Origin of the sequence: Streptomyces sp. NPDC001914 (assembly GCF_042891215.1) — a bacterium.
In the GTDB taxonomy this organism is placed as follows: domain Bacteria; phylum Actinomycetota; class Actinomycetes; order Streptomycetales; family Streptomycetaceae; genus Streptomyces.
Genome location: NZ_JBIASW010000021.1, coordinates 30,528 through 51,215 on the forward strand (window position 1 = coordinate 30,528; position 20,688 = coordinate 51,215).

At 69.1% G+C, this 20,688-nt stretch carries 20 protein-coding genes; 16 read left to right on the forward strand and 4 right to left on the reverse strand.

Annotated elements, in window-relative coordinates; all coding sequences use genetic code 11:
- The first annotated feature begins 87 nt into the window (after window positions 1-87).
- The 11 genes from ACFYYF_RS36965 (at window position 88) to ACFYYF_RS37015 (ending at window position 10,116) form a co-directional block, all read left to right on the forward strand.
- Window positions 88-1,431, forward strand: a complete 1,344-nt coding sequence (locus ACFYYF_RS36965) for an MraY family glycosyltransferase (protein ID WP_361683347.1) — start codon at window positions 88-90, stop codon at window positions 1,429-1,431.
- A gap of 294 nt (window positions 1,432-1,725) precedes the next feature.
- Window positions 1,726-2,163 carry a hypothetical protein gene (locus tag ACFYYF_RS36970; protein ID WP_361683345.1) on the forward strand — a complete coding sequence of 146 codons (438 nt, stop codon included), beginning with the start codon at window positions 1,726-1,728 and terminating at the stop codon, window positions 2,161-2,163.
- A gap of 210 nt (window positions 2,164-2,373) precedes the next feature.
- Window positions 2,374-3,210: a F0F1 ATP synthase subunit A gene (gene atpB, locus ACFYYF_RS36975; protein ID WP_361683493.1), complete on the forward strand. Its 837-nt coding sequence runs from the start codon at window positions 2,374-2,376 to the stop codon at window positions 3,208-3,210.
- 72 nt (window positions 3,211-3,282) lie between these two features.
- Window positions 3,283-3,513 carry an ATP synthase F0 subunit C gene (gene atpE, locus ACFYYF_RS36980; RefSeq protein WP_028804225.1) on the forward strand — a complete coding sequence of 77 codons (231 nt, stop codon included), beginning with the start codon at window positions 3,283-3,285 and terminating at the stop codon, window positions 3,511-3,513.
- Between the two features lie 42 nt (window positions 3,514-3,555).
- On the forward strand, window positions 3,556-4,101 hold the full coding sequence (locus tag ACFYYF_RS36985; RefSeq protein WP_388782842.1) for a F0F1 ATP synthase subunit B: 546 nt from the start codon (window positions 3,556-3,558) through the stop codon (window positions 4,099-4,101).
- Complete coding sequence (locus ACFYYF_RS36990) at window positions 4,098-4,919, forward strand: F0F1 ATP synthase subunit delta (protein ID WP_388782845.1); 822 nt, start codon at window positions 4,098-4,100, stop codon at window positions 4,917-4,919. Before ACFYYF_RS36985 ends, ACFYYF_RS36990 begins: the two co-directional genes overlap by 4 nt.
- A gap of 126 nt (window positions 4,920-5,045) precedes the next feature.
- Window positions 5,046-6,635: a F0F1 ATP synthase subunit alpha gene (atpA, locus tag ACFYYF_RS36995; RefSeq protein ID WP_382787357.1), complete on the forward strand. Its 1,590-nt coding sequence runs from the start codon at window positions 5,046-5,048 to the stop codon at window positions 6,633-6,635.
- 21 nt (window positions 6,636-6,656) lie between these two features.
- A complete protein-coding gene (locus tag ACFYYF_RS37000) occupies window positions 6,657-7,571 on the forward strand; it encodes a F0F1 ATP synthase subunit gamma (protein ID WP_388782849.1) in 915 nt (304 codons plus the stop codon).
- Window positions 7,571-9,007 (forward strand): F0F1 ATP synthase subunit beta, encoded by a 1,437-nt coding sequence (gene atpD / locus ACFYYF_RS37005; protein WP_388782852.1) that lies wholly within the window; start codon window positions 7,571-7,573, stop codon window positions 9,005-9,007. The genes ACFYYF_RS37000 and atpD overlap by 1 nt, the downstream gene beginning before the upstream one ends.
- A 127-nt stretch (window positions 9,008-9,134) precedes the next feature.
- A complete protein-coding gene (locus ACFYYF_RS37010) occupies window positions 9,135-9,509 on the forward strand; it encodes a F0F1 ATP synthase subunit epsilon (protein WP_037624931.1) in 375 nt (124 codons plus the stop codon).
- Between the two features lie 160 nt (window positions 9,510-9,669).
- Window positions 9,670-10,116 (forward strand): DUF2550 domain-containing protein, encoded by a 447-nt coding sequence (locus tag ACFYYF_RS37015; protein ID WP_361683333.1) that lies wholly within the window; start codon window positions 9,670-9,672, stop codon window positions 10,114-10,116.
- Between the two features lie 238 nt (window positions 10,117-10,354).
- On the opposite strand, the gene ACFYYF_RS37020 is transcribed toward ACFYYF_RS37015, so the two are convergent.
- Window positions 10,355-12,181, reverse strand: coding sequence for a glycoside hydrolase family 18 chitinase (locus ACFYYF_RS37020; protein ID WP_361683331.1), 1,827 nt, complete (start codon window positions 12,179-12,181; stop codon window positions 10,355-10,357).
- A 346-nt stretch (window positions 12,182-12,527) separates the two neighbouring features.
- Window positions 12,528-13,100: a cob(I)yrinic acid a,c-diamide adenosyltransferase gene (locus ACFYYF_RS37025; RefSeq protein ID WP_361683329.1), complete on the reverse strand. Its 573-nt coding sequence runs from the start codon at window positions 13,098-13,100 to the stop codon at window positions 12,528-12,530.
- A 229-nt stretch (window positions 13,101-13,329) separates the two neighbouring features.
- Between ACFYYF_RS37025 and ACFYYF_RS37030 the strand changes: the two genes are divergently transcribed.
- The 3 genes from ACFYYF_RS37030 to ACFYYF_RS37040 all read left to right on the forward strand — a co-directional run bounded on the left by ACFYYF_RS37030 (window position 13,330) and on the right by ACFYYF_RS37040 (window position 17,430).
- Window positions 13,330-14,178 (forward strand): 3-hydroxyacyl-CoA dehydrogenase family protein, encoded by an 849-nt coding sequence (locus ACFYYF_RS37030; RefSeq protein ID WP_361683328.1) that lies wholly within the window; start codon window positions 13,330-13,332, stop codon window positions 14,176-14,178.
- A 216-nt stretch (window positions 14,179-14,394) separates the two neighbouring features.
- Window positions 14,395-14,718, forward strand: coding sequence for an STAS domain-containing protein (locus tag ACFYYF_RS37035; RefSeq protein ID WP_329301685.1), 324 nt, complete (start codon window positions 14,395-14,397; stop codon window positions 14,716-14,718).
- Window positions 14,719-15,000: 282 nt separating this feature from the next.
- Entirely contained in the window at window positions 15,001-17,430 is a 2,430-nt protein-coding gene (locus ACFYYF_RS37040) for an ATP-binding protein (RefSeq protein ID WP_388782858.1), read from the forward strand.
- Window positions 17,431-17,529: 99 nt separating this feature from the next.
- Here the strand turns inward: ACFYYF_RS37040 and nucS are convergent, their stop codons facing one another.
- Complete coding sequence (gene nucS, locus ACFYYF_RS37045) at window positions 17,530-18,201, reverse strand: endonuclease NucS (RefSeq protein WP_361683323.1); 672 nt, start codon at window positions 18,199-18,201, stop codon at window positions 17,530-17,532.
- A gap of 364 nt (window positions 18,202-18,565) precedes the next feature.
- On the opposite strand from nucS, the gene ACFYYF_RS37050 reads away from it, so the two are divergent.
- The gene (locus ACFYYF_RS37050) at window positions 18,566-18,958 is read left to right on the forward strand and encodes an SCO5389 family protein (protein ID WP_103550954.1); all 393 of its coding nucleotides are present in this window, start codon (window positions 18,566-18,568) and stop codon (window positions 18,956-18,958) included.
- A gap of 105 nt (window positions 18,959-19,063) precedes the next feature.
- On the opposite strand, the gene ACFYYF_RS37055 is transcribed toward ACFYYF_RS37050, so the two are convergent.
- Entirely contained in the window at window positions 19,064-20,092 is a 1,029-nt protein-coding gene (locus ACFYYF_RS37055) for an LLM class flavin-dependent oxidoreductase (RefSeq protein ID WP_361683321.1), read from the reverse strand.
- Window positions 20,093-20,335: 243 nt separating this feature from the next.
- On the opposite strand from ACFYYF_RS37055, the gene ACFYYF_RS37060 reads away from it, so the two are divergent.
- On the forward strand, window positions 20,336-20,668 hold the full coding sequence (locus ACFYYF_RS37060; RefSeq protein ID WP_361683319.1) for an ATP/GTP-binding protein: 333 nt from the start codon (window positions 20,336-20,338) through the stop codon (window positions 20,666-20,668).
- The last annotated feature ends 20 nt before the right edge of the window (window positions 20,669-20,688 follow it).

Here is a 20,688-nt window from a genome sequence, read left to right on the forward strand (position 1 = left end):
ATCGTCGCTACCCGAAAGTCCTCAACCATATGCGTGCATCGCTAGGGTGTGGGGCTGTGATGGCCAGCGAGACCTGTGGGGAAGCCCGTGCGTGAATACCTGCTGACGCTCTGCATCACGGCCGCGGTGACGTACCTGCTCACAGGGCCGGTGCGGAAATTCGCGATCGTGGCCGGAGCCATGCCGGAAATCCGGGCGCGCGACGTGCACCGTGAACCCACGCCGAGGCTCGGCGGCATCGCGATGTTCTTCGGTCTGTGCGCCGGCCTGCTGGTCGCCGACCACCTGAAGAACCTGAACGCGGTCTTCCAGAACTCCAACGAGCCGCGCGCCTTGCTCTCCGGGGCCGCGCTGATCTGGCTGATCGGCGTGCTCGACGACAAGTTCGAGATCGACGCCCTGATCAAGCTCGGCGGCCAGATGATCGCCGCGGGCGTCATGGTCATGCAGGGTCTGACGATCCTGTGGCTGCCGATCCCCGGGGTCGGGCTGGTCGCGCTGACCCAGTGGCAGGGCACGCTGCTGACGGTGGCGCTGGTCGTCATCACGATCAACGCGGTCAACTTCGTGGACGGTCTCGACGGGCTGGCCGCCGGCATGGTGTGCATCGCCTCCGCCGCGTTCTTCCTGTACGCCTACCGGATCTGGTACTCGTACGGCATCGAGGCGGCCGCCCCGGCGACGCTCTTCGCGGCGATCCTGATGGGCATGTGCCTGGGCTTCCTGCCGCACAACATGCACCCCGCGCGGATCTTCATGGGTGACTCCGGCTCGATGCTCATCGGTCTCGTGCTGGCCGCCGGAGCCATCTCCATCACCGGGCAGATCGACCCCGACGTGATGAACCTGTTCTCCGGTTCCGAGCGCAACACCGTGCATCAGACGGTGCCGGTGTTCATCCCGCTGCTGCTGCCGCTGACGATCATCGCGATCCCGGCCGCCGACCTGGTGCTCGCGATCGTGCGGCGCACCTGGCGCGGGCAGTCGCCGTTCGCCGCGGACCGGGGGCATCTGCACCACCGGCTCCTGGAGGTCGGCCACTCGCACAGCCGCGCGGTCCTGATCATGTACTTCTGGTCGGCGCTGATCGCGTTCGGCGCTCTGGCGTACTCGGTCAACTCCGGGGCCATGTGGAGCGTGCTGACGATCGCGGCACTGAGCGCGGTCGGTCTCGTCCTGCTCCTGCTGCCGCGCTTCACGCCGCGTGCCCCGCGCTGGGCGGAACACCTGCTGCCGCCCCGCTACCGCCGTCGCAGGGCCGCCGCCAGGGACACGGCGCCCGTGACCCACGAGGCGGCCTCCGGCGAGCCGGAGGAGGCGCGTGAGCACCGCGCTCCGGCGGTCGCCGGAGTCTCGGGAGTCAATGGAGCCACCGCGATCGGTACCCGTCCGCGACTTCTGGACCGGCGCGAGGCGGAGTCCTCGCGCTGAGCCGAAGGTAAGAATCTGACTAACGCGTGACCAAACCGTGGGGGAGTAAAGCGCCCCAATATCAGACAAAAGGGCGCTTGAAATGCACAGACGCGCAGCTTCACTCTCATGTGTGACAGTCAGCACACCAACCAGGTAAAGACCTCATCAAATAGTTTGTGATACGGTTCACGAGAACCCAGGGCAGAGCCGAAGGACCCCTGAACGACGGTCCTTTGGCGTGAGGTTCTCTCTCAGCCCGGGACTACGCTCGTCCATGACGACACGCCCCCCTTAGCAAGCGGAGTTGCCGCCATGCCGTCCAATGACGCCCGGATCCTCCTTCAGGCCGCCGTACCCACGGCTGCCGTCGGCGCGATCGCCGCCGTCGTCAGCGGTGCGGTCGCCGGCGGCAAGGGAGCCCTCGGGGCGGTCGTCGCGACGCTGGTGGTGCTGCTCTTCATGGGGCTCGGCCTCTACGTCCTGCAGCGCACTGCCAAATCGCTTCCGCACTTGTTCCAGGCGATGGGTCTCCTGCTCTACACGGCACAAATTCTTCTGCTCTTCATCTTTGTCGCCGCGTTCAAGAACACATCGCTGTTCAATCCCAAGTCCTTCGCGCTCACCCTGGTCGTCACCACGCTCGTGTGGATCGGCGCACAGGCACGTGCCCATATGAAGGCCAAGATCCTCTACGTCGAGCCCGACTCCTCGAAGGCCGAAAAGCCCGAAAACAAGGGGCACTCGTCGTGAGGGGTAGGGCCGGGATAAGTGCACGCAGGAGATCCTGCTATCGTCCGGTGCCAACTGCGGCATCGCGGGCGCGGGCATCTGAGCTGACGCCTGTTCGATCGCGAGGCTTGATGCCCCTCTGCCGCCCCCACATCCGTAACACCAGCCCAGTGCCGAACCGCGGCTGCGCGCCGCGCCGACACAACGAGGATGCCGTACCTATGCGCCACGCTGAAGGAGCCCGCGGTGAGTGCTGACCCGACGCAGGTGCTCGCCTTCGAGACCGACTGCCACATCTTCGACGGTTGTGGCTTCCCGGCACCCGGCCTGCACTCGTTCCTGTTCGAGCCTCTCTGGGGCGACGGGGACAGCAACTTGTACTTCAACAAGACGATGCTCCTGGCGCTGCTCGGCTCGATCGTCGTCGTCGCCTTCTTCTGGGCCGCCTTCCGCAAGCCGAAGGTCGTCCCGGGCAAGCTGCAGATGGTCGCCGAGACCGGCTACGACTTCATCCGCCGCGGCGTCGTCTACGAGACGATCGGCAAGAAGGAAGGCGAGAAGTACGTTCCGCTGATCGTCTCGCTGTTCTTCTTCATCTGGATGATGAACCTCTGGTCGATCATCCCGGTCGCGCAGTTCCCGGTCACGGCGATCATCGCCTACCCCGCGGTTCTCGCCCTGATCGTCTACATCGTCTGGGTCTCCCTGACGTTCAAGCGCCACGGATTCGTCGGAGCGTTCAAGAACTTCAGCGGCTACGACAAGTCGCTCGGCCCGGTTCTCCCGCTGGCCATGTTCATCGAGCTGCTCTCGAACCTGATCGTCCGGCCGTTCACGCACGCGGTGCGACTCTTCGCGAACATGTTCGCGGGTCACACCCTGCTGCTGCTGTTCACGATCGCGTCCTGGTACCTGCTCAACGGCTTCGGGATCGTCTACTCCGGCGTCTCGTTCATCATGGTCCTCGTCATGACGGCCTTCGAGCTGTTCATCCAGGCCCTGCAGGCGTACGTGTTCGTGCTGCTGACCTGCACCTTCATCCAGGGCGCGCTGGCCGAGCACCACTGAGCGCCCCTCTCTGAACCCGCATTCGTCCGGTGGCCACCCCCCACCGGTCCGTAAAGAAAAGGAAGAACTGGCATGTCCCAGACCCTTGCCGCTGTCTCCGGCTCGCTCGGCTCGATCGGTTACGGCCTCGCGGCCATCGGCCCCGGCGTCGGCGTCGGCATCATCTTCGGTAACGGCACCCAGGCTCTCGCCCGTCAGCCCGAGGCCGCCGGTCTGATCCGCGCCAACCAGATCCTCGGCTTCGCCTTCTGTGAGGCGCTCGCCCTCATCGGTCTGGTCATGCCGTTCGTCTACGGCACCTGATCCACCCGATCAGCGACAGCCCACTAGACGAAAGGCACTGACATGAGCCACCTGCTCATTCTGGCGGCCGAGGAGAAGGAAAACCCCCTCGTCCCGCCGATCCCCGAGCTTGTCATCGGCCTGCTCGCCTTCGTCATCGTCTTCGGCTTCCTGGCCTGGAAGCTTCTCCCGAACATCAACAAGGTTCTGGAGCAGCGTCGCGAGGCCATCGAGGGCGGTATCGAAAAGGCCGAGGCCGCGCAGACCGAGGCCCAGAGCGTTCTCGAGCAGTACAAGGCTCAGCTCGCCGAGGCCCGTCACGAGGCCGCGCGCCTGCGCCAGGAGGCACAGGAGCAGGGCGCCACGCTCATCGCCGAGATGCGCGCGGAAGGCCAGCGGCAGCGCGACGAGATCGTCGCCGCCGGCCACACGCAGATCGACGCCGACCGCAAGGCCGCCGCTCAGTCGCTGCGTCAGGACGTCGGCACCCTGGCCACCGACCTGGCCGGCAAGCTCGTCGGCGAGTCCCTCGAGGACCACGCCCGCCAGAGCCGTGTCATCGACCGTTTCCTCTCCGAGCTTGAGGAGAAGGCCGAGGCGGCTCGATGACTGCACACGGAGCGAGCCGCGAGGCAACCGCAGCCGCACGTGAGCGTCTCGACGCGCTGACGGACTCGACGTCCGTGGACGCGGCCCGGCTCGCCGACGAGCTGGCCGCGGTCACCGCGCTGCTCCACCGCGAGGTGTCGCTGCGTCGGGTCCTCACCGACCCGGCGCAGCCCGGCGAGGCCAAGGCCGAGCTGGTCCAGCGCCTGATCGGCGGCCAGGTGGGCGGCGCTGCCGCCGACCTGGTGTCCGGGATGGTGCGTTCCCGCTGGTCGCAGCCCCGCGACCTCGTGGATGCCCTCGAGGAGCTCACCGCCACCGCCGACCTCACGGCGGCGCAGCGGAGGGGCGCGCTCGACAACGTCGAGGACGAGCTGTTCCGCTTCGGCCGGATCGTCGCCTCGAACACCGAACTGCGCGCCGCGCTGACCGACCGGGCCGCCACCACGGCGGCCAAGAGCGAGCTGCTGCGCAGCCTGCTCGGCGGCCGGGCCGACGTGACGACCGAGCGTCTGGTGACGCGTCTCGTGACCGCGCCCCGCGGACGTAGCCTGGAAGCGGGACTCGAGTCCCTGTCCAAGCTCGCCGCCGAGCGCCGCGACCGCATGGTCGCCGTGGTCACCTCGGCGGTGCCGCTGAGTGACGGACAGAAGCAGCGCCTCGGCGCCGCCCTGGCCAAGCTCTACGGCCGCCCGATGCACCTCAACCTCGACGTGGACCCCGATGTCCTCGGCGGGATCCGGGTGCAGGTCGGCGACGAGGTCATCAACGGTTCCATCGCGGACCGACTCGAGGACGCCGCCCGCCGCATGGCGAGCTAGTAACACACAAGCAGTACGCAATTACGGCCCTGGTTGGGCCGTGCAGAGGATTCACCTCTCATCGGGGGGAGTCCCCCATCCCCCCAAGTGAAACTTCGGGCCCAACAAGGAGAGCAGGGAACCCAGATGGCGGAGCTCACGATCCGGCCGGAGGAGATCCGGGACGCACTGGAGAACTTTGTCCAGTCGTACCAGCCGGACGCGGCCTCGCGCGAGGAGGTCGGTACGGTCACCGTCGCCGGCGACGGTATCGCCAAGATCGAGGGTCTTCCCTCGGCCATGGCGAACGAGCTGCTGAAGTTCGAGGACGGAACCCTCGGCCTCGCGCTGAACCTGGAAGAGCGCGAGATCGGTGCGGTCGTCCTCGGCGAGTTCAGCGGTATCGAAGAGGGCCAGCCGGTGCAGCGCACCGGTGAGGTGCTGTCCGTCGCCGTGGGCGAGGGCTACCTCGGCCGCGTCGTCGACCCGCTCGGCAACCCGATCGACGGCCTCGGCGAGATCGAGACGTCCGGCCGCCGCGCCCTCGAGCTGCAGGCCCCGGGCGTCATGGTCCGCAAGTCGGTGCACGAGCCGATGGAGACGGGCTACAAGGCCGTCGACGCGATGACCCCGATCGGCCGTGGCCAGCGTCAGCTGATCATCGGCGACCGTCAGACCGGCAAGACCGCGCTGGCCGTCGACACGATCATCAACCAGCGTGACAACTGGCGCTCGGGCGACACCAAGAAGCAGGTCCGCTGCATCTACGTCGCCATCGGCCAGAAGGGTTCGACCATCGCCTCCGTGCGTGGCGCCCTCGAAGAGGCCGGCGCGCTGGAGTACACGACCATCGTCGCCGCCCCGGCGTCCGACCCGGCCGGCTTCAAGTACCTTGCGCCGTACACCGGTTCGGCCATCGGTCAGCAGTGGATGTACGAGGGCAAGCACGTCCTCATCATCTTCGACGACCTCTCGAAGCAGGCCGACGCCTACCGCGCCGTGTCCCTGCTGCTCCGCCGTCCGCCGGGCCGCGAGGCCTACCCCGGTGACGTCTTCTACCTGCACTCCCGTCTGCTGGAGCGCTGCGCGAAGCTCTCCGACGACCTGGGCGCCGGTTCGATGACGGGTCTGCCGATCGTCGAGACCAAGGCGAACGACGTGTCGGCGTTCATCCCGACCAACGTCATCTCCATCACCGACGGCCAGTGCTTCCTGGAGTCCGACCTGTTCAACGCCGGCCAGCGTCCGGCCCTGAACGTCGGTATCTCGGTCTCCCGCGTCGGTGGCTCCGCCCAGCACAAGGCGATGAAGCAGGTCTCCGGCCGTCTTCGCCTCGACCTGGCCCAGTACCGCGAGCTGGAGGCGTTCGCCGCCTTCGGTTCCGACCTGGACGCCGCGTCGAAGTCGCAGCTGGAGCGCGGTCAGCGTCTGGTCGAGCTGCTCAAGCAGGCTCAGTACCAGCCGATGCCGACCGAGGACCAGGTCGTCTCCGTGTGGTCCGCCACCACGGGCAAGATGGACGACGTCCCGGTCGCCGACATCCGCCGCTTCGAGAAGGAGCTCCTGGAGTACCTGCACCGCAAGGAGCAGGGCCTCATGACCTCCATCAAGGAGGGCGGCAAGATGTCGGACGACACGCTCACCGCCATCGCCGACGGCATCGCGGACTTCAAGAAGCAGTTCGAGACCTCGGACGGGAAGCTTCTCGGCGAGGACGCTCCGGCCGCCGCCAAGTGACGTAAGGAAGGGACCTGACTCATGGGAGCCCAGCTCCGGGTCTACAAGCGTCGCATCCGATCCGTCACCGCGACCAAGAAGATCACCAAGGCGATGGAGATGATCGCCGCCTCGCGCGTCGTCAAGGCGCAGCGCAAGGTGGCGGCCTCCACGCCGTACGCGACCGAGCTCACCCGCGCGGTCACGGCGGTCGGCACCGGTTCGAACACCAAGCACCCGCTGACCACGGAGGCGGAGACGGCGACCCGTTCCGCGGTGCTGCTCCTCACGAGCGACCGCGGACTGGCCGGCGCCTTCAACTCCAACGCCATCAAGGCGGCGGAGCAGCTGACCGCCCGCCTCGAGGCCGAGGGCAAGACGGTCGACACGTACATCGTCGGCCGCCGCGGTCTGGCCCACTACAACTTCCGCGAGCGCAAGGTCGTGGAGTCGTGGTCGGGCTTCACCGACGAGCCCACCTACGCGGACGCGAAGAAGGTCGCGGGTCCGCTGATCGAGGCCATCGAGAAGGACACGGCCGAGGGCGGCGTGGATGAACTCCACATCGTCTACACCGAGTTCGTCTCGATGATGACGCAGACGGCCATCGACGGCCGACTGCTGCCGCTTCGCCTCGAAGAGGTCGCGGAGGAAGCGCCCAAGGGCGAGATCCTCCCGCTGTTCGAGTTCGAGCCGTCGGCGGAGGACGTCCTTGACGCCCTGCTGCCGCGCTACGTCGAGAGCCGTATCTACAACGCGCTGCTCCAGTCGGCTGCCTCCAAGCACGCCGCCACGCGCCGCGCGATGAAGTCGGCGACCGACAACGCGGGAGACCTGATCACCACGCTCTCCCGACTTGCCAATGCGGCCCGCCAGGCCGAAATCACCCAGGAAATCAGCGAGATCGTCGGCGGCTCCGCAGCCCTTGCCGACGCGACCGCGGGGAGTGACAAGTAATGACGACGACTTCTGAGACGGCCGTTGCCACGGGCCGCGTCGCCCGGGTCATCGGCCCGGTCGTCGACGTGGAGTTCCCCGTCGACGCGATGCCGGACATCTACAACGCTCTTCACGTCGAGGTGGCCGACCCGGCCAACGCCGGCGAGAAGAAGACGCTGACCCTGGAAGTCGCCCAGCACCTGGGTGACGGCCTGGTCCGTACGATCTCCATGCAGCCCACCGACGGTCTGGTCCGCCAGGCCGCCGTCACCGACACGGGCACGGGCATCTCCGTCCCGGTCGGCGACTTCACCAAGGGCAAGGTGTTCAACACCCTCGGTGAGGTGCTGAACTCCGACGAGAAGTACTCGGGCGAGCGCTGGTCCATCCACCGCAAGGCCCCGCGCTTCGACGAGCTCGAGTCGAAGACCGAGATGTTCGAGACCGGCGTCAAGGTCATCGACCTTCTCACCCCGTACGTCAAGGGTGGAAAGATCGGTCTGTTCGGTGGTGCCGGCGTCGGCAAGACGGTGCTCATCCAGGAGATGATCTACCGCGTCGCCAACAACCACGACGGTGTCTCCGTGTTCGCCGGTGTCGGTGAGCGCACGCGTGAGGGCAACGACCTCATCGAGGAGATGTCGGACTCGGGCGTCATCGACAAGACCGCCCTTGTCTTCGGCCAGATGGACGAGCCCCCGGGCACCCGTCTGCGCGTGGCCCTCGCGGGTCTGACCATGGCGGAGTACTTCCGCGATGTGCAGAAGCAGGACGTGCTGTTCTTCATCGACAACATCTTCCGCTTCACGCAGGCCGGTTCCGAGGTCTCGACCCTGCTCGGCCGTATGCCCTCCGCGGTGGGTTACCAGCCGAACCTGGCCGACGAGATGGGTCTCCTCCAGGAGCGCATCACCTCGACCCGTGGTCACTCGATCACCTCGATGCAGGCGATCTACGTCCCCGCGGACGACCTGACCGACCCGGCACCGGCCACCACGTTCGCCCACCTCGACGCGACGACGGTTCTCTCCCGTCCGATCTCCGAGAAGGGCATCTACCCGGCCGTGGACCCGCTGGACTCCACGTCCCGCATCCTGGACCCCCGCTACATCGCGGCGGACCACTACGCGGCCGCGATGCGCGTCAAGTCGGTTCTGCAGAAGTACAAGGATCTTCAGGACATCATCGCGATCCTCGGTATCGACGAGCTGGGCGAGGAGGACAAGCTCACCGTCCACCGTGCCCGTCGCGTGGAGCGCTTCCTGTCCCAGAACACCCACGTCGCCAAGCAGTTCACCGGCGTCGACGGGTCGGACGTCCCGCTGGACGAGTCGATCGCGGCCTTCAACGCGATCATCGACGGTGAGTACGACCACTTCCCGGAGCAGGCGTTCTTCCTCTGCGGTGGCATTGAGGACCTCAAGGCCAACGCCAAGGAGCTCGGCGTCTCCTGAACCTCGGTTCTGAAGTGATGGGGCGGGGCCGCACCTCGCGGGGTGCGGTCCTTCCCCCTCCGTACGCCTACTAGACTTTGACCCAACACCCGGCAGCAACGCCGGGTGGTGACCCGAGGAGCCCACCTTGGCTGCTGAGCTGCACGTCGAGCTCGTCGCCGCGGACCGTAGTGTCTGGTCCGGCGAGGCCACCCTGGTCGTCGCGCGTACCACGTCCGGCGACATCGGCGTCATGCCCGGTCACCAGCCGCTTCTCGGTGTGCTGGAGTCGGGCCCGGTGACCATTCGTACGAGTGATGGTGGAACGGTCGTCGCCGCGGTGCACGGCGGTTTCATCTCCTTCGCCGACAACAAGCTGTCGCTGCTGGCCGAGATCGCCGAGCTGTCGGACGAGATCGACGTCCAGCGTGCGGAGCGGGCGCTCGAGCGCGCGAAGTCGGACGCGGACGCGTCCGCCGAGCGTCGCGCGGACGTCCGTCTGCGTGCGGTGGCGACCCGCTGACCCTTGGTGCGACCCCAGCCCTGCAGGCGCTGGGGGAGCACTGTGCAAGGCTTTGACTCAGCCGCGGCTGGGACCGGATCACTCCGGCCCTGGCCGCGGCTGAGGCAAATCCGGAAGTTTTTTCTTTTCCGTTACCTAGGAGACGAGGAGGTCGGTGTCGATGGTCCTCGCTCTGACTGTGTGCGGAGTGGTAGTGGCGCTCGTGGTGGTGGGGCTGTTCGTCTTCGGCCTCCGCCGCCGGCTCATCCAGCGTTCCGGCGGAACGTTCGACTGCAGCCTGCGCTGGGACGTCCCCGAGAAGGGTGACCACAGCGGCAAGGGCTGGAGCTACGGGGTCGCCCGCTACAACGGCGACCGCGTCGAGTGGTACCGCGTCTTCTCGTACGCCCCCCGCCCGCGCCGCGTCCTCGAACGCTCGGCGATCGAGGTCGCCGGCCGTCGCGCCGCCGAGGGCGAGGAGGAGCTGGCGCTGCTCTCCGACGCGATCATCCTGGCCTGTCTGCACCGCGGGACGCGTCTCGAACTGGCGATGAGCGAGGACGCGCTGACCGGATTCCTCGCCTGGCTGGAGGCCGCCCCGCCCGGCCAGAGGGTGAACGTCGCCTGAGGTACCCACCGTCGGCCCGTCGGCTTCCTGATGCCGTACGGGCCTTTTGACGTTCCTGCGCGGGCTTCTCCGCGCCCTGCGGGCCCTGTCCTGCGGGCACCTGTCCTGCGGGCCCTGTGTCGTCCCGTCCCGCGGGTTCCGCCGGTCCCGGACAGCGAACCGCGGGCAGACCCCTGGAGGTCTGCCCGCGGTTCGTTTCGTCGTGCGGGGTGGAGCGGTGCCCGGTCCGGGCCGGTGATCAGCTCAGGCCGCTGTTGATGGCGCTGACGAGTTCACCGTTGCTGGTGTCGCCGCTGAACTCCCAGAAGAAGGCGCCGCCCAGGCCCTGGCTCTTGGCCCACGACATCTTCGTCCCGATGGTGGCCGGGGTGTCGTACGACCACCAGTTGTTGCCGCAGTAGGCGTACGCCGTGCCGGCGACGGTGCCGGTCGAGGGGCAGGACGTCTTCAGGACCTTGTAGTCCTCGATGCCCTGCTCGTACGTGCCGGCGGCCGGTCCGGTCGCCGTGCCGCCGGGCGCGGACTGGGTGACCCCGGTCCAGCCGCGGCCGTAGAAGCCGATGCCGATGAGCAGCTTGCTCGCGGGCACGCCCTTCGACTTGAACTTGGCGATCGCGTCGGCCGTGGTGAAGCCGGGCGTCGGGATGCCGCTGTACGAGGTGAGCGGGGAGTGCGGGGCGGTCGGGCCCTGCGCGTTGAACGCCCCGAAGAAGTCGTACGACATCACGTTGTACCAGTCGACGTACTGCGCGGCGCCCGCGTAGTCGGCGGCGTCGATCTTGCCGCCGGAGGTGCCGTCGGCCGTGGTGGCCGCGGTGACCAGGTTGTTCGAGCCGAACTTGGCGCGCAGGGCCTGCATCAGGTTCTTGTAGGCCGCGGCACCGCTGGTGTCACAGGACAGACCGCAGGCGTTCGGGTACTCCCAGTCGATGTCGATGCCGTCGAAGACATCGGCCCAGCGCGGGTCCTCGACCAGGTTGTAGCAGGAGTTGGCGAACGCGGTCGGGTTGGCGGCCGCCTGGGCGAAGCCACCGGACCAGGTCCAGCCGCCGAAGGACCACAGCACCTTGATGTTCGGGTACTTGGCCTTCAGCTCGCGCAGCTGGTTGAAGTTGCCGCGCAGCGGCTGGTCCCACGTGTCGGCGACGCCGCTGACCGACTGGTCGGCGGTGAATGCCTTGTCGTAGTCGGCGTAGGAGTCGCCGATCGCGCACTGGCCGTTGGTGACGTTGCCGAAGGCGTAGTTGATGTGCGTGATCTTGGCGGCCGAGCCCGACGTCACGAGGTTCTTGACGTTGTAGTTGCGGCCGTAGATGCCCCACTCGGTGAAGTAGCCGAGCTTGACGTTCTTGCCGCTGGGCGGCGGGTCGGTGGTGCCGCCGGTGGTGTGGACCGCGACCGAGCCGCTGACCGGACCGGTCTGGTCGGCGGTGTCCCGGGCCTGGACGGTGTACGAGTAGTCGGTGCCGGCGGTCAGGCCGGTGTCCGTGTACGAGGTCGTCGTCACGGTCGCGACCTTGCTGCCGCCGCGCAGGACGTCGTAGTTCTTGACGCCCTTGTCGTCGGTGGCCGCGCTCCAGGAGAGCTTCACCGAGGTGTCGGTGATCGAGGAGGCGGTGGGGGTGCCCGGCGCGGATGGCGCGCTGTCGCCGGGGACGGTGGGCCCGCCGTCACAACTGCCGCCGTTCAGGGTGCAGTTGGAGGGGGAGCCGGAGCCCGCCCCGTTGAAGCCGAAGGAGACGGAGGCGCCCGCGGCGAGCGTGCCGTTCCAGGACTTGTTCTTGGCCGTCCAGTGGTTGCCCGAGCTGGTGACGTCCGCGTCCCAGGCCGAGGTGACGGAGGTGCCGGAGGGGAAGTCCCACTGGATCGTCCACGAACTGATGGCAGTGGTACCGGTGTTCTTGACGGTCCACTTGCCTTCGAAGCCCGTGCCCCAGTCCTGGGTCTTCGTGTACGTGGCGGTGGCGCTGTCGGCGGCCTGGGCCGGACTCGCGAGACCGACCAGGCCGGCCAGGGGGAGCAGCAGCGTGGCGAGCCCTGCCGTGGCTCGTTGTCTGAAGCGCATTCCGCGCCTCCTCGGGGGGAGTTGGGGAGGGAGGGGCGTGACTGAGCCTTCACACCCACGGTGCCGTGAGAATAGGAAGGTCTGGACCACAGGTCAATAGGTCTGGACCACTAGTTCGCCGTGCTCCATGATCCTCAACTCCCCTGCGCATGCAGCTCCTTGACGACGCATCGTGCGCCGCTGACGGTCCGGCAGGTGGCTGACGTGGCCCTTCGTGCTCCCGGGCGCGGACGGCCGCGGCCCGCTCCGGGGACGACGAAGGGCGCCCGCGGCGGCGGGCCCGAAGGTCGCTTCGAGCCCGGCGCGGACGCCCTGACGGTGTTCGGCGGAAGAGTCCGGAGGTCGCTCAGCGCTCCCCGCCCGGCACCCACAGCACGTCGCCCACGTCCTTGTTCGCCGTGCGCGCCAGGATGAACAGGAGGTCGGAGAGGCGGTTGAGGTAGGTGGCGGTGAGCGGGTTCATCGCCTCGCCGTGGACCTCCAGGGCGGCCCAGGTGGAGCGCTCGGCCCGGCGCACGACCGTGCACGCCTGGTGCAGGAGCGCCGCGCCGGCGGTGCCGCCGGGCAGGATGAAGGAGCGGAGCTTCTCCAGCCGCTCGTTGAACAGGTCGCAGTCCGCCTCCAGCTTGTCGACGTAGAACTGCTCCACCCGCAGCGGCGGGAACTTCGGGTCCTCGACCACCGGCGTCGACAGATCCGCGCCCACGTCGAACAGGTCGTTCTGGACGCGGGTGAGGACCCGGACGACCTCGTCCTCCAGGCCGCCCAGCGCGATCGCCGTACCGATCACCGCGTTCGCCTCGTTGGCGTCGGCGTACGCCGAGATCCGCAGATCGGTCTTGGCGACCCTGCTCATGTCCCCGAGGGCCGTGGTGCCCTGGTCGCCGGTCCGGGTGTAGATGCGCGTCAGATTGACCATGGAGTCAATCTAGACGGCCTCACCGGACGGGGGGACGCCGTGCCGGCGTCGTGCGGATCACAGGGCGCGGACCCGGCCGGTGAGGGTTCGCCGGGCCCGTGGGACGGGACGTGACGGGTGTCTCACGCCCTGAGACCGTGACACGCGTTACTTACGGGTTTCGCGCCCCCTTCCGAACGCTACTCTCCGCCGAAGAGGCATACACAAGCAGCGTGTTAAGGGAGTCTGAGTGGCTGGGAAGCTCGCCGTCATCGGAGCCGGACTCATGGGGTCCGGTATTGCCCAGGTCTCCGCGCAGGCGGGCTGGGACGTCGTTCTGCGCGATGTGACCGACGAGGCGCTGAACCGCGGCCTCGACGGCATCAAGGCCTCGTACGACAAGTTCGTGAGCAAGGGCAAGCTGGAGGCCGCCGACGCGGACGCCGCCCTCGCGCGCATCACGGCGACCACCGACCTGGACGCCGCCGCCGACGCGGACATCGTCGTCGAGGCGGTCTTCGAGAAGCTCGAGGTCAAGCACGAGATCTTCCAGGCCCTGGACAAGATCGTCCGTCCCGACACGGTGCTCGCCTCCAACACCTCCGCGATCCCGATCACGAAGATCGCGGCGGCCACGGAGCGCCCGGAGCGGGTCGTCGGCGTGCACTTCTTCTCGCCGGTGCCGATGATGCAGCTCGTCGAGCTCGTCCGCGGCTACAAGACCAGCGACGAAACGCTCGCCGCCGCGCGCGAGTTCAGCGAGTCCGTCGGCAAGACCTGCATCGTCGTCAACCGCGACGTCGCCGGCTTCGTGACCACCCGCCTCATCTCGGCCCTCGTCGTCGAGGCGACGAAGCTGTACGAGTCGGGTGTGGCCACCGCCGAGGACATCGACCTCGCCTGCCGGCTGGGCTTCGGCCACGCCATGGGCCCCCTGGCCACCGCCGACCTCACGGGCGTCGACATCCTGCTCCACGCCACCGGCAACATCTACACCGAGACCCAGGACGAGAAGTTCGCCCCGCCGGAGCTGATGCGCCGGATGGTTGACGCCGGTGACATCGGGCGCAAGAGCGGGCAGGGCTTCTACAAGCACTGAACGATCATGCGGCGACCGGGCCACCGGTCGCCGCATGTGCCACGGACGCCGTGCACGCCTCTCGGATGTCACTCCATGAGGTGAATTCGGTATCGGTTCGCTTACAGACGGCAACCTCCGCGGCCCTCAGGCAGTCAGACCATGCACAACATGCAGACGCGAAGACGCGGAAACAGACACACGCGGAGTTACGAGACGCATTCTCGGGGAGCGCATATGTACATCAGGGGCGACCACGCCGAGCTGGTCGTCGGGGGCCGCCTCGACGTCCGCAGCGCGGCGGACGCCCGAACGGTCCTGCACACCGCCGTCGACGACGGAGCCGGCGACCTCGTGCTCGACCTGTCCGAGCTGGACTCCTGGGACGCCACCGGGCTCGGGGTCATCATGGGGGCCCACCGGCGCGCCGGACGGTGCGGCCGGCGGCTCGTGCTGCGCGGCGTACCGCCGCAGATGCAGCGCCTGCTGGTGGCCACCCGGCTGCACCGGATCCTGGCGATCGAGGGTGGTATCGGGGTCGAGTCCCTGCCTCGGGTGTGACCTGAACGCGCGCCCCCGCCGCTCCGCGTACGCGACCGCGTACGCGACCGCGTACGCGTCCTGACCGGCGCGCCGGCGGGCATCCCGTGCACAATCCTCACGAAGCCGTGACGGTTCGGACGGCGCGGTACCCCGCCTGTTCATAGATACTGTGCGAAGGTTTAGGGTTCGGCTGCCCGCCGACCGAAACCCTACGAGCGGGCACCGGACCAGAAGCGACGAAGCGCTGTGCAGCCAGGCCGGGAGGGCATCGGCACACGACGCTTTTGGGGGGCTTGGAACATGGACCCGATCAACCGGGGATCCGACGAGTACGGCCGTGAGGACGACGGCCAGGCGACCCGCCCGCGCCCTCCGCGCGACCCGCTCGCGGCGGACCTCGGACACCACAAGCCCGCGCCCGTCCGCACGGTCAGACTCGTCACCGGCGAATTCGCCCTCACGGTCAACCCCGTCGACGGCAGCGAGCTGGAGAACTGCCCGCCGCACGAGCGGCCGCGGCCGCCGGCCAAGCACGGCGCCGCCGAACGCGCCGAACTGGCCCGCGCGGCCCAGCCGCCCGTTCCGCCCGGCCCGGCACAACCCCGGCTGCCGCTCCTGGAACGTCACGAGGAGCGCGAGCAGGTCGTACGCCTCCTCGCGCGCGGCCGCTCGGTACGGCTCACCGGACCCTCGGGATCGGGCCGCAGCGTCCTGCTGGACGCCGTCGCCGACGACTGCGCGGACCTCGCCCCCGACGGTGTCGTCCGCCTCTCCGGCTACGGGCGCACCGCGAGCGACGTGCTGTACGACCTCTTCGCCGCCGTCTACGACGCCCCCCTGCACCGCCCCGACCACGACGAGATGCTCCGGCTCGTCCGCGACATCGGCGCGGTCGTCGTCCTCGACGACGCGGAGATGGGCGGCAGCGAGCTCGACGTGCTGATCGACGCCACCCCCGAGTGCGCCTTCGTCGTCGCCGCCACCCCCGACATACCCGCCCCGTCCGCCCGTGCCCAGCTCGACGAGGTCCTCCTCGGCGGCCTCGACCGCAGCGGCGGTCTCGAACTGCTGGAGCGCTCCGTCGGACGTGTCCTGACCGAGGACGAGTCGAACTGGGCCGGCGACCTCTGGTTCGAGTCCGAGGGACTGCCGCTGCGCTTCATCCAGGCCGGAGCACTGCTGCGCCAGCGCGACCGGATGCGGGCCGGTGAAGAGGCCTTCGACGACTACGGCGTCTTCCAGGAAGCGCCGGCCGACGCGCCCTTCGAGACCGGCGACGGCGCCGACGTACCGCTGCCCTCCCTCGCCGAGGGCGCCGCGCCCGCGGCCCTGCTCGCCTCCCGGCTCAGCGAGTCGGCCCGCGCCACCCTGCGCTTCGCCGTCGCGCTCGGCGGCGAGGTGCCCCACCAGGCCCATCTGCCCGCGCTCGTGGGCGACACCCACGCCGACGCCGCGCTCGCCGAACTCGCGGCCTGCGCGCTGGTCTCCCCGGTCGGCTCCCGCTACCGGCTCGCCGCCGGTGTGCAGGCCCAGCTCGAGGCCTCCGGATACGCGGACACCCTCCAGGAGAGCGCGCTGGCCGCCGCCCGGCACTACACCTGGTGGGCCGGGCACCCCTCGGTCACCCCGGAGCGGGTCTGCGCCGAGGCCGACGCGGTGCTCGCCGCCCTGGACGTGCTCGTACCGGTCACCACCGTCCCGCGGGGCGAGGAGGAGAGCGCCTCCGTCCAGCTCGCCCGCACGGCCGCGCCCGCCTTCGCCGCGGGGCTGCACTGGAGCGCCTGGGAGCGCGTCCTGCGTCTCGGCGTCGAGGCCTCCGAGCTGGCCGACGACCTGGGTGAACAGGCCTACTTCCACCACGAGCTGGGTGTCCTCGCGCTCTGCGGTCTCCAGCTCGACCGGGCCCGCGCCGAGCTGGAGGCCTCCGTCGCCATGCGCGGCGAACTCGCCGACAAGCGCGGCTCCACCGCCGGCCGCCGCGCCCTCGCGCTGATCGCCGACCGTTCCGGGACCCTGCAGATCACCGGCGGGCACACCCCGTCGGGCGAAGAGGTGCCCGACGCGCGTCACGACGAGTCGGTGTCGCCTCCCGGCGGTGTACCGGCCGTCGTCCCCCGTACCGACCCGGCGGACGACACCATCACGGTGCTCGCCCGTCCCGGAGACCCCGGTTTCCCCGCGGCCAAGCCGCGGAGCGTCGCCGGCCGGCTCGTCAGCGGCACCCGGCGCAACCTGGTGGCCGCGGGCGCGGGCGCGCTCCTCGTGGCCGTCCTCGGGACCGTGGTGACGCTGGGCGCGACCTCGGAGCACGACAACGGCACCCCCTCCGAGAAGGTCGGCGTCAACCCGTCGGCCACCCAGGACGCCCAGGACGACAGCCTGGGGGCGGACACCCCGAAGAAGGGCGACGACTCCTCCTCCAGCCCCGCGGCCACGCCCACCGACCCGACCCCGACGTCCTCGGAGAGCCGGCAGCCGTCGGCCGACCCGAGCGGGACGCGCACCGGCACGAGCAAGCCGTCGAAGTCGCCGACCGCGTCGACGTCCACGCGGCCGACGCACCGGCCGTCCTCACCGTCGCCAAAGCCGTCGAAACCCTCGTCGTCACCGTCCTCGGCGAGCCCTTCGCCGTCGTCGCCGTCGCCGTCACCCAGTACCTCGACGACCCCGTCCACCTCCGACTCCGCGAGCGGCCCGGTGCCGACGGCGTCCGGCGGCGCGGTGATCTGATCGCGGGGGCCGGACGTACGGCCGGACCAGCGCAACGAAGGAGAGGGCCGGGTCCGTCGTCGGACCCGGCCCTCTCCTTCGTATACGAACCCGGGGGGCTCAGAACAGCCGCAGCTTGTCGTCCTCGATGCCGCGCAGCGCGTCGTAGTCCAGGACCGCGCAGCCGATGCCGCGGTCGGTGGCGAGAACGCGGGCCTGTGGCTTGATCTCCTGCGCGGCGAAGATGCCGCGCACCGGCGCGAGGTGCGGGTCGCGGTTCAACAGCTCCAGATAGCGCGTGAGTTGCTCCACACCGTCGATCTCGCCGCGCCGCTTGATCTCCACGGCGACGGTCTGCCCCTCGGAGTCCCGGCACAGGATGTCGACCGGGCCGATGGCGGTCATGTACTCGCGGCGGATGAGCGAGTAGCCCTCGCCGAGGGTCTCGATGCGGTCGGCGAGCAGCTCCTGGAGGTGCGCTTCCACGCCGTCCTTGATCAGGCCGGGGTCCACGCCGAGTTCGTGCGAGGAGTCGTGGAGGATCTCCTCCATCGTGATGATGAGCTTCTCGCCCGCCTTGTTGATGACGGTCCAGACGCCTTCGTCGTCGCCGGAACCCTCCTTCAGTGTGCAGGGCGGCGACATCCAGTTGAGGGGCTTGTAGGCCCGGTCGTCCGCGTGGATCGAGACGCTGCCGTCCGCCTTCACGAGGATCAGGCGGGGCGCCGACGGGAGATGGGCGGTGAGCCGGCCCGCGTAGTCCACGGAACAACGGGCAATGACGAGACGCATGGTCGGCAACGCTACTCGACGGGCGGTGGTGCACGCGATTCCCGCGTCCGTCCCGTACTCACCTCCCGTGCCGGACCCCGAGGCGGAATCTGTGATTCATCCCGTTTGTTCGGTCGGTCGGCATCGCGCGGCCCGGCCGGTGTTTTCGCGGGTCACCCCATTGATCCTGAAGATTCCGGGTTCCGTCGTGGCTGATAGTCGGCCTACCCGGTGTTCGCTATGTGCCCATTCTCCTGGTGCCGTTACCTGCCGATGCTTACCGTATGAACGGGAGGTCGCGGTACATGTACTCAGCGTGTTCGATACCGCGGTCCCCGTCCCTGTCCGGCAACCCCCGAGGTGTGGGGGTGCGAGAGGAGTACCCATGTCGCTCGACGTCTCACCGGCCCTACTCCAACAGGCCGAGCGAGGCGAGGTCGATGAAGCAGAATTCGTCGACTGCGTCCGGACCTCCCTGCCCTACGCGTGGGAGATGATCAGCTCCCTGGTGGCCCAGCTGAAGGTGGACGGCGGCACGTTCGCCGACAACCAGACGCCCCCGCCGGACGAGCAGGCACGTGGCCAGCTGCTGCGTGCGCTCGCGAGTGACGCGATACGCGGCGCGCTGCAGCGGCACTTCGGAGTGCGGCTGGCCTTCCAGAACTGCCACCGGGTGGCGGTGTTCCCACTGGACGACTCGGTGGACGACACACTGGCACGCTTCACCTCGGTCCGCAGTCAGCTGCTCAACCAGTCCCCGGAGTTCAGGGACTGCTGACGCACTGATGCCGCACTGCTTGCCGCTCCGTACGCGGGAGGTGCATTGGTACTGGGGCGGCAAGCTCCCCGTGTGTCCGGCCCGTCGGGGCCGGACCCCGTGCGGTCACCTGAGCTGGGGCAGCACCTCGGCCCCGAGCCGCCGTACGTTCTCCTCGGTCGCCGCCAGGTCGCCCGAACCCTCGACGAGCAGCGCGAAACGTCCGATGCCGGTCCGCTCCGAGGTCGCCGCGAGCCGGTCGGCGCACAGCCGCGGGGTGCCCACCGGGTGCAGCCCGCAGAGGAGTTCGGTGTACGCCACCGGGTCCCGCATGGAGCGGACGCGGCCGTCGACCGTCACATGGGCGTCCAGCCCCTGCTTCAGCCAGCCCGGCATCGCCTTGACGAGCGTCTCGACGGCGTCGGTCCGGCGGTCCGCGATCTGGCAGACGCCGGCGGAGACATGGGCGGCGGTGGCGATCTCGTCCGAAGGGCGGCCCGCCGCGCGCGCGTGGCGCCTCCACAGCGCGACCATTTCGGCCTTCTCCTCGTCCCCGACGTGCATGCCCAGAAGCATCGGCAGACCGCGCTCGGCGGCGAGCCGCACGCTCGCGGGCGAGGTGCACGCCACGACGACCTCGGGGCCCGCCACGCCGCTCAGCGCCTCCGACGGGCGCGGTACGACGGGGACTTCACGGAACGGGAACCGCTCGGAGGTTCCCTCGACCGACGGCTCGCGCAGCCAGCGCATCAGCAGATCGAGTGACTCCGGGAATCCGTGTTCGTACGCCGCGAGACCCGCGCCGAAGACCTCCAGGTCGACCCAGGGACCGCCGCGGCCGACCCCCAGCGAGAACCGCCCGCCGGACGTCAGGTGCAGCAGGGCGGCCTGCTCGCCGAGCGCCACGGGATGGGCGGTGGGCAGCACGCTGACCGCCGTGCCGATCCGGATCCGGTCGGTGCGGCCGAGCAGATACGCGGCGAGTGTGACGGCCGACGGGCATGTCCCGTACGGCACGAAGTGGTGTTCGGCCAGCCAGACCGCGTCGAGCCCGGCCTCCTCGGCGACCTCGGCGGACCGCACCGCGCGGTGCAGGGCCTCTCCCTGGCCCTGTCCGGGGAACTGGGCCGCCAGTACAAAACTTCCAACGTGCATCGAACTTCCTGCTTCCTCGGCTCCGACACGGAGCTCCCCCACCCGGCATAACCGCCTGACACGTGCCGAAGTCACGGCCTTGCGGGGAGATTTGCGGATTGTCTGGGAATTGAGCTGTCCGGAGACAGTCCGAGGACGGTCCGAAGGGGGATCTGTACGGGTTGGCGGAGTACGCGTACCCGTGTGTGTCCCGCGTAGGCTGGGGTCGGCCCCTGCTTCCTGTATAGCTCCGTGAGGTGTCCCTTGTCCCCGCGTCGCAACCGTCCGAAGGACGCCGGCTCGTCCGGCAGGAGCCCCGAGGAGGACTCGTCGGACCGTTACGGCGGCTGGCAGTCCACGGAGAGCTGGCAGGGCGAGGAGTGGAGCGTGCGTCATGTGGCGGGCGCGAGCGCGCAGGGCAAGACCTACCGCTGCCCCGGCTGCGACCAGTTGATCCCCTCCGGGGTGCCGCACGTGGTGGCCTGGCCGGAGCACTCGGGCGTCGACGAGCGGCGGCACTGGCACAAGGCCTGCTGGAACGCGAAGGACCGCCGCACCTCGCGGGTGCAGCGGTCCCGTAACGCGCCCAGGTTCTAGGCGACTTCGGTCCGTCCGGC

Excerpts from the sequence above, each read along its gene's own strand:
- ACFYYF_RS36970 (WP_361683345.1), top strand. The coding sequence starts at position 1,726 with ATGCCGTCCAATGACGCCCGGATCCTCCTTCAGGCCGCCGTACCCACG.
- atpE (WP_028804225.1), top strand. The coding sequence starts at position 3,283 with ATGTCCCAGACCCTTGCCGCTGTCTCCGGCTCGCTCGGCTCGATCGGT.
- ACFYYF_RS36985 (WP_388782842.1), top strand. The coding sequence starts at position 3,556 with ATGAGCCACCTGCTCATTCTGGCGGCCGAGGAGAAGGAAAACCCCCTC.
- ACFYYF_RS36990 (WP_388782845.1), top strand. The coding sequence starts at position 4,098 with ATGACTGCACACGGAGCGAGCCGCGAGGCAACCGCAGCCGCACGTGAG.
- atpA (WP_382787357.1), top strand. The coding sequence starts at position 5,046 with ATGGCGGAGCTCACGATCCGGCCGGAGGAGATCCGGGACGCACTGGAG.
- ACFYYF_RS37000 (WP_388782849.1), top strand. The coding sequence starts at position 6,657 with ATGGGAGCCCAGCTCCGGGTCTACAAGCGTCGCATCCGATCCGTCACC.
- atpD (WP_388782852.1), top strand. The coding sequence starts at position 7,571 with ATGACGACGACTTCTGAGACGGCCGTTGCCACGGGCCGCGTCGCCCGG.
- ACFYYF_RS37015 (WP_361683333.1), top strand. The coding sequence starts at position 9,670 with ATGGTCCTCGCTCTGACTGTGTGCGGAGTGGTAGTGGCGCTCGTGGTG.
- ACFYYF_RS37020 (WP_361683331.1), bottom strand. The coding sequence starts at position 12,181 with ATGCGCTTCAGACAACGAGCCACGGCAGGGCTCGCCACGCTGCTGCTC.
- ACFYYF_RS37025 (WP_361683329.1), bottom strand. The coding sequence starts at position 13,100 with ATGGTCAATCTGACGCGCATCTACACCCGGACCGGCGACCAGGGCACC.
- ACFYYF_RS37035 (WP_329301685.1), top strand. The coding sequence starts at position 14,395 with ATGTACATCAGGGGCGACCACGCCGAGCTGGTCGTCGGGGGCCGCCTC.
- ACFYYF_RS37040 (WP_388782858.1), top strand. The coding sequence starts at position 15,001 with ATGGACCCGATCAACCGGGGATCCGACGAGTACGGCCGTGAGGACGAC.
- nucS (WP_361683323.1), bottom strand. The coding sequence starts at position 18,201 with ATGCGTCTCGTCATTGCCCGTTGTTCCGTGGACTACGCGGGCCGGCTC.
- ACFYYF_RS37050 (WP_103550954.1), top strand. The coding sequence starts at position 18,566 with ATGTCGCTCGACGTCTCACCGGCCCTACTCCAACAGGCCGAGCGAGGC.
- ACFYYF_RS37055 (WP_361683321.1), bottom strand. The coding sequence starts at position 20,092 with ATGCACGTTGGAAGTTTTGTACTGGCGGCCCAGTTCCCCGGACAGGGC.